The 4,492-nt window shown below is 46.3% G+C and carries 4 protein-coding genes and 2 pseudogenes; 3 read left to right on the top strand and 3 right to left on the bottom strand.

Annotated elements, in window-relative coordinates:
* Positions 1–60: 60 nt before the first annotated feature.
* Positions 61–954, bottom strand: coding sequence for an ATP-binding protein (locus NC981_RS25585; protein ID WP_348245604.1), 894 nt, complete (start codon positions 952–954; stop codon positions 61–63).
* 490 nt (positions 955–1,444) lie between these two features.
* On the opposite strand from NC981_RS25585, the gene NC981_RS25580 reads away from it, so the two are divergent.
* Complete coding sequence (locus NC981_RS25580) at positions 1,445–1,816, top strand: peptidoglycan-binding domain-containing protein (protein ID WP_348245603.1); 372 nt, start codon at positions 1,445–1,447, stop codon at positions 1,814–1,816.
* Here the strand turns inward: NC981_RS25580 and NC981_RS25575 are convergent.
* Positions 1,808–2,636 (bottom strand): annotated as a pseudogene (locus NC981_RS25575) (IS1 family transposase). The gene NC981_RS25580 and the pseudogene NC981_RS25575 sit on opposite strands and share 9 nt — an antisense overlap.
* A gap of 151 nt (positions 2,637–2,787) precedes the next feature.
* Here NC981_RS25575 and NC981_RS25570 point away from each other — a divergent pair.
* Both NC981_RS25570 and NC981_RS25565 read left to right on the top strand, forming a co-directional pair.
* Positions 2,788–3,018, top strand: a complete 231-nt coding sequence (locus NC981_RS25570; RefSeq protein ID WP_348245602.1) for a hypothetical protein — start codon at positions 2,788–2,790, stop codon at positions 3,016–3,018.
* 264 nt (positions 3,019–3,282) lie between these two features.
* Positions 3,283–3,561, top strand: a complete 279-nt coding sequence (locus tag NC981_RS25565) for a hypothetical protein (protein ID WP_348245601.1) — start codon at positions 3,283–3,285, stop codon at positions 3,559–3,561.
* Positions 3,562–3,571: 10 nt separating this feature from the next.
* Here NC981_RS25565 and NC981_RS25560 read toward each other — a convergent pair.
* A pseudogene (locus NC981_RS25560) lies at positions 3,572–4,274 on the bottom strand (IS1 family transposase).
* Between the last annotated feature and the right edge of the window lie 218 nt (positions 4,275–4,492).

Raw genomic sequence — 4,492 nt, 5'->3', positions numbered from 1 at the left:
TAGTTTTTCTCTCAAACCTATCACGTTCGCCTATTTCAGCCATCGGGAGGTGTGTAGCAACTAAAGTCTCCCACTGAAGTGGGTAGTTTCGACTAGCGTGCTGGGACAATGAATGGGCGTGAAGGGAGTTTGCTGCCGACTGGTAATCACCACTTTAACAAGCAGCGGCAAATCATACAAGAAGGAAAAGATTGCTTCGGTATCTTCAAGGGTTTCTAAATTATCAACAATCAGCAAGGTGTGCTGACTGCCTAACAAATCCTGAATTTGCTCTAATTGTTCATCAAAATCCGCTAGCAGCAGATCGGGGCGGTGAAAGGTGCGAGCGATCACTCGAAATAGGTCGCGCAGGCGGTGTTCGGACTTGAGACGCGACAAAATCCCATGCGATGTCAGGCGATGCTGCTTGGCAGAGGTGAAGACAATTGCATCAAAAGCAGAGGTCAGTCCTTGCTCCGACTGCTGACGAGTTTGCAAACATTGGTAAGCGACAGATAATGCCAGCGTTGTCTTACCCATGCCACCGATTCCTTCAACGCTCACGCAATGCGTGGGAGAATCGAACGAAAGCAGATCGAGCAATTGTTGAATTTCGCGATCGCGTCCAATCAACGTACTAAAGTCTCGAATCGGCAAGTTTTGCAGGATCATTGATTTTGGTAACAGAGTAGCCGCTTCTCCAAGCTTCACCCCCAGTGTTCTCGCTTGTACCGCCCGCCGCAGCACCCCCTGAAAATTCTGCTTCGTCACCTTCTCTCCAAAGGCGTCTGACAGTAACTTCCATAACTTAGAGCCTGTGTCTTTAACGTAGCCGGGGTCATAGCCAGCACTTTTAGCGATGTCTCCGTAAGACTGCCCTTCCCACGCTTGTCTAAACACAATCTCTTGAACTTTTGTTAAGTGTCCCTGCTCTAAAATTGCCCCGATCTCGGCTAATGCTTCCTCAACATTCATTAATTTGAAACTCAAAAAAGATAAATCACCGACCGACAATCGTTTCACACATAAGCTTCTACGCCTTGGCGAGTCGCTTTCACGGTATATTTACGACTTCATCTGACTTTATTCTGACTTTTCCTGACCCTTTCTGACTGTTAATTTCTATACGAAGGGGCTAGAGTTGATTCAACTTAAGTTTCAGCAAGGCAGGCAAAGCTGGTCTTGAAACTACTGAAGCAATCACGCTTGTCCTACTTACGCTTTCTTTCTGCTTTTGGGTTCATCTAAGAACACTGCTCAAACCACGCTTACATACTGCAATTGAGTATTACCAAATATTGCACCAATGCCAGGAAGTTGGCGTAAGCTGACTGGATCTTAATTACGAGCTAATTCCCTCCGCTACCGTTTGTGAGGGAAATGGGCATCATTTTGACTCAAGGCAGGTTCAGGTTGATAGCACTCTACAACTCGCTCAATAACTTCATCGAAATTCAGAAGCTTTATGGCAACACACAGACATCCTCCACTACAACTTAACGATGGAATTGATATTCCTGAACTGATGGATCATGTAGAAGTCCTACAGCAATGGCTGAAGAACTGGAGAATACTTCCATCAAATTCTAAAGTTGATGGGAAATTTGGACCCAATACAAAAGCATCGGTTGAAAGGTTCCAAAGCTTACGACAAACCGGAAATCAATTTGTGTTAGAAGCCTTACAGACTACAGGTACGGTTGATCAGAAAACTTGGGCAGAGCTACTGAAGGTTCCGCTTGATGAGATTGAAATTTTGCCGAGACGCTCGGTTGATGTTCCTAGTGAGGTTGACGGTTTTGATATTGACAGGATTATCGGTGGTGCTTCAAATTAATGTGGGATAGGTTGCGATATCGTGCCAAGTCCAAGAACGAGAGGCTAATCCTGCCCGCTGTGCGGCGGTTGATTTGAATCGACTGTGCTGCCAAATCCAGTTGAAGTAACTCACGACTCGGTTAGTCGTGACTTTTGTCTGTTCCAGACTTTGCCAAACTTGCTCTGTCGTCGATGCCATCGCCCGGTTTGCTGCCGGACAGTGCCGTTTGTCCGCTCTAACCGCTGCGTTCTGTCCTTGCCAATGTAGTGCTGAATTTCAGGCGGTAGAATTCGCTCGTATCCACCCCAATCATCGCTGTTAAACCGTTTGCAGTCTGTTTTTCCTTCCGTGCTAGTCACAAGCTGTTCAATCAGGTCATCGGTGTGTTTGCCGACTCGTGCGGCAAGGATCAAACCACTTGAATCAGCCAAACTCAGAGCAATCCAGCAATCTCCAACTGTTAGTTCTTGGGCACAACATTGCTTCTGTTTTTTGAAACAAATGACCACATTTCGTCGCCACTCACTTCATCGGTTTGAACCGCTTTGACCTCTGCGTTATGAACCATTTGCGCTTTTTGACTAGCGGCACGAACAATGCTCACGACGGTATTGTAAGCAAGTTTCGTGGTTCGACTGATGCCGCGTAAGCTACTGCCTTCGCGATGCGCTTGTAGCACTTGGCGAATTTGCTCCGCACTGACATGACGACGATACGATAAGCTGTCAAATGACTCTGAGAAGGTTTGACGACAAGCGGGGCACAAATAGCGTTGATGTCCGTTGGGCATCTTGCCATGCTTATGAGGTTTGATGTGACCACAGAGCGGACAGTCCATAGAGCAATTCTCACCTGAAACCACTCTCAAGATATCATCCCACATCAGACTGACGCGCTATCGGATTATCAACGAGGCAGTTTTAGTTGACCCCAGACCTATTGCCCGTCGGACGATCCCCCTGATTTTATTGGAATGTAAGGCGAATGGTGTGACCGATCAAGGACAGATTGCCTATATTTTGGCAACGGCTGAACACGAATCTCACCTCGGTAATTTGATGACCGAGATTGGAGACGAGCAATATTTTCGTCGAATGTATGATCCTGAGATTCCTCCTGATGTGAACCCAGTTGCGGAAGATCTTGGCAACAGAGAGATAGGAGATGGTCCTCGATTCAGAGGGCGTGGATTTGAATCTTATTTCGTCTTGAAAGCTTGAAACTCTTACAGAGCAGCGTTTTACCTTGTTTATACCTTATACAGCGTTAGGTCAAAAATTACCCTGGTAAACGTGATATGCAACTTTGACTTATGTCACTCATGCCCTAGCAAATAAATTCGCATTGGTGCAGGCGACACCCGCCGTCGTGAAGTCGCTCAAACTTAGCTTTGTACAAAAAAATATTGCCGAAACTACTCTTTTCATATTGCTATTAGGTAAAGACTTCTTGTAGTCTAATCGTACTTATGTACCACTAAACTCATGGCTCAACAAGATCCTGCCGCTGCTACCAGTTACTTACTAGACCGAGAAGAGCTGTTACAAATTCGTAATTTAAGGCTCCTCACTAGTGATCGTGACTATGTCTTCTTCGCATTGCGGGTCGATTATCCAGGCGAGTTAAACCCTCCCATTGATATGATTGCTTTTTGCAATCGCTGGGAGTTGGATGAGGGGGATCTATACAAAGCGTTAGGCGATCTACGCAAGAAAGGTATTATCGTATCGATTTCTAGCCATCTGAACCTTCAACTTTCTTAAATCGGTAGTCCTAAACAGGTAAGGATGCATTGTAGTGATGGATGAAGTACCAGATTGCTCCAATGTGGTTGTCCAACTTCTTAGAGAACGACAGCGTTTTTCGCACCAGTCTCGCGACTCTTTGTCGTAAAGTGCAGTTGAACCGCTCAATCCGATTTGTTAGACCACTCTCTTTCCCAACCGCTTGATGTCGCTTGCTCGGTAGCACTGCCGCATCAGCTTCCCAGAAATCGGTATAGCACACGGCACATTGTCGATAGACAGCAGGCAAGGATTGCCATAACGCTTTCGCTCCGGTTTTTGAACGGTCACCCATGTGAACACCCACAATCTCTCGTGTCTTGGCATCCAGCGCTAACCACACCCACTGCTTGTTCGCTTTGTTATCCACAAATGACCACAACTCGTCGCATTGAACCGTTAAGCGCCCCTTTTTTTAGCTCGCACTCTCACACTTCGAGGCACAGTTGCATCTTTTGCATTCACATAGCGTTGCAACCAAAGTTCAGAAACCCCGGTCACCCTGGCAATGCCGGCTAAGGAAAGCCGTTCCAACAATAGTTTGTCAATCAAGTCTTTAGTCCCTTGGTCAATCACTTTGTTTTGTGGGTCTTCAAATTGTCTGCCGCAGTCCCGACATCGATAGTTCTGTTTGCCGTTGTGGATTCTGCCATTCTTGGCGGTATGTGTGAGTCACAGCTTGGACAAGAAATCATATCTGCGACACCAGAAACCACATCGACTATCATTCTATCCTTACTTGTTTAGGACTACCAAAAATACTTCACTACCTTCACCAGTTCAGCCATGCTGCTAACCCTAGCGCGAAAGTAGCTCGATCGCGTTCAATTTAACCAAGTTTTCCAGCCTTGTTCGGATGCTGAGTTAAATTCTTGCTCAACACCCGAAGCCCGATCGATTCATTTCCAAG

Origin of the sequence: Leptolyngbya sp. DQ-M1 (assembly GCF_039962505.1) — a bacterium.
Classification (GTDB): Bacteria; Cyanobacteriota; Cyanobacteriia; order Leptolyngbyales; family Leptolyngbyaceae; genus Leptolyngbya.
This window is presented reverse-complemented; position numbering and strand designations above follow the sequence as displayed.

What these genes read in the sequence shown, in the direction of transcription:
- NC981_RS25585 (WP_348245604.1), bottom strand. Translation starts at nt 954, where the DNA reads ATGAATGTTGAGGAAGCATTAGCCGAGATCGGGGCAATTTTAGAGCAG.
- NC981_RS25580 (WP_348245603.1), top strand. Translation starts at nt 1,445, where the DNA reads ATGGCAACACACAGACATCCTCCACTACAACTTAACGATGGAATTGAT.
- NC981_RS25565 (WP_348245601.1), top strand. Translation starts at nt 3,283, where the DNA reads ATGGCTCAACAAGATCCTGCCGCTGCTACCAGTTACTTACTAGACCGA.